The sequence below is a fragment of the Candidatus Methylomirabilota bacterium genome (assembly GCA_036005065.1).
Taxonomy (GTDB): domain Bacteria; phylum Methylomirabilota; class Methylomirabilia; order Rokubacteriales; family DASRDR01; genus DASYQW01.
In genome coordinates this window covers 1-2215 of record DASYQW010000205.1, presented here as the reverse complement: position 1 = coordinate 2215, position 2215 = coordinate 1, and the positions used below count along the sequence as shown (strand labels likewise).

Here is a 2215-nt window from a genome sequence, read left to right as displayed (position 1 = left end):
GGCGTGGACCGGGCTTGACGCCTCGCCGGGGACTTCATACCGTACCCCCGTGGAGCGCATCGAGACCGACCTCCTGATTCTCGGCGCCGGCGGCGCGGGGCTGACCGCCGCGCTCCACGCCGCCGACCGCGCCCCCGGCCTCGGCATCACCCTCGTCGTGAAGGGTCTCCTCGGCCGCGCCGGCTGCACCCGGATGGTCCAGGGGGGCTACAACGCGGTCCTCCGCGCCCCCGACTCGCTCGAGGCCCACTTGCTCGACACGCTCAAGGGCGGCGGGTTCCTCAACGACCAGGAGCTGGCCTGGCGGCTCGTCGAGACGGCACCGGCGCGGATCGTCGAGCTCGAGAGCCGCTACGGCTGCTTCTTCGACCGGGCGCCCGACGGGCAGATTCATCAGAAGCCCTTCGCCGGCCAGAGCCACGACCGCACGATCCACAAGGGCGACCTCACCGGCATCGAGATCATGAACCGCCTCGCCGAGCAGGTGTGGGCCCGGCCGGCGATCCGGGTGCTGGAGGAGCATCGCGCGCTCGAGCTGCTCCAGGACGGCGCCGGGCGCGTCGGCGGCGCCCTCCTCCTCGACATCCGCACCGGCGGGGCCGTCCTCGCGTGCGCGCGGGCCACCCTCCTCGCGTGCGGGGGCGGGCCCACCATGTATCGGGTCGTCGCCTGCTCGGCGGACAAGGCGGCCGACGGGATCGCGCTCGCCTTCCGGGCCGGCGCGACCCTCCGCGACATGGAGATGGTCCAGTTCCACCCGACCGGACTCGTGGTGCCGGGGTCGCTCATGACCGGAGCGCTGCTCGAGGAAGGGCTGCGGGGCGCCGGCGGGCGGCTCTTCAACCAGGCCGGCGAGCGCTTCATGGCCCGCTACGATCCGGTCCGGCTCGAGCGCTCGACCCGGGATGTGGTGGCCCGCGCGAGCTACCGGGAGATCGCCGAAGGGCGGGGCACGCCCGAGGGCGGCGTGTGGCTCGACGTCTCCCACCTCGGGGCGGACTTCGTCGAGCGGAACTTCCGGGGGATGGCGCGCCGCTGCCGGGATTTCGGGCTGGATCTGGCGCGCCGGCCGGTGCCCGTCATGCCGACCGCGCACTTCCTCATGGGCGGCGTAGTGATCGAGCCCGATTGTCGGACGGCCGTCGAGGGGTTGTTCGCCGCCGGCGAGGACGCGGGCGGCGTGCACGGCGCGAACCGGCTGGGCGGGAATGGCGTGGCGGACTCGACCGTCTTCGGGGGCATCGCCGGGGATGTGATGGCGGAGTGGGTGGTGGAGCGGCCCCGGCCGGCGGTGTCGGCGCGCGACGGCGAGCGTGGCGCGGCGGCCGCCCGCCTCCCCCTCGGCCGGAGCAGCCGGGACGAGGTCGTGGCCCTCCGGCGGGCGCTGCGGGACCTGATGTGGGAGCAGGTCGGGCTCGTGCGGACGGGGGAGGGGCTCGAGGCGGCCCTCCACGCGCTCGAGGAGCTCGGCGCCCGGGTCGAGGCGGCGCCGGTCCCGGGCGGGCCCGCCTACAACCTGGCCTGGCAGGCGTGGCTCGACGCGCGGAACCAGGCGCTGGCCGCCCGGCTGATCGCCCGGAGCGCCCTCGAGCGCCGTGAGAGCCGCGGCGCCCACTACCGGGCCGATCACCCCGAGCCCGACGACGCGCGCTGGCTCGTCAACGTGCTGGTGGCGGCGCGGAACGGAAGCCTGGGGGTGTGGACCGAGCCGGTCCGGCTCACGCGGGCCCGGCCCGAGGCGGCGCCGTCGCCGGCGATGGTGGAGATCGGCGACTGAGGCGCGGCCACGGGTGAGCGTGATCGTGCGCGACCGGCGGATCGGGCGGTGGCTGCTGGTCGCCGCCCTCGTGGCGGTGGCGATCCCGGTCGGTGCGCAGCCGGCTCCGGGGAAGATCTACCGGATCGGGTGGCTCGGGCCATGGGGGCTCGGGCCGACGCGCCCCGGGCCGACGCGGCCCGGGGCCCTGTCGGAAGGCTTGCGGGGCCTGGGCTACGTCGAGGGCCAGAACCTTCTCATCGAGTATCGGGGCGCCGCGGGGAAGCTCGAGCGCCTGCCCGCGCTGGCGGCCGAGCTGGTCGCCATGCGGGTGGACCTCATCCTCGCGACCAGCACGCCCGCGGTGCAGGCGGCCCGGGACGCGACGAGGACGATCCCCATCGTGATGGCGTTTGCCGCCGACCCGGTCGAGAACCGGCTCGTCGCCAGCCTCGCGCG

2 protein-coding genes are annotated in these 2215 nt (G+C 75.5%); both read left to right on the top strand.

What is annotated here, in order from left to right:
• On the top strand, positions 1–1777 hold a 1777-nt coding region (locus tag VGW35_15180), incomplete at its 5' end, for an FAD-binding protein (protein HEV8309003.1).
• 13 nt (positions 1778–1790) lie between these two features.
• The coding region (locus VGW35_15175; GenBank protein HEV8309002.1) for an ABC transporter substrate binding protein at positions 1791–2215 on the top strand (425 nt) is incomplete at its 3' end.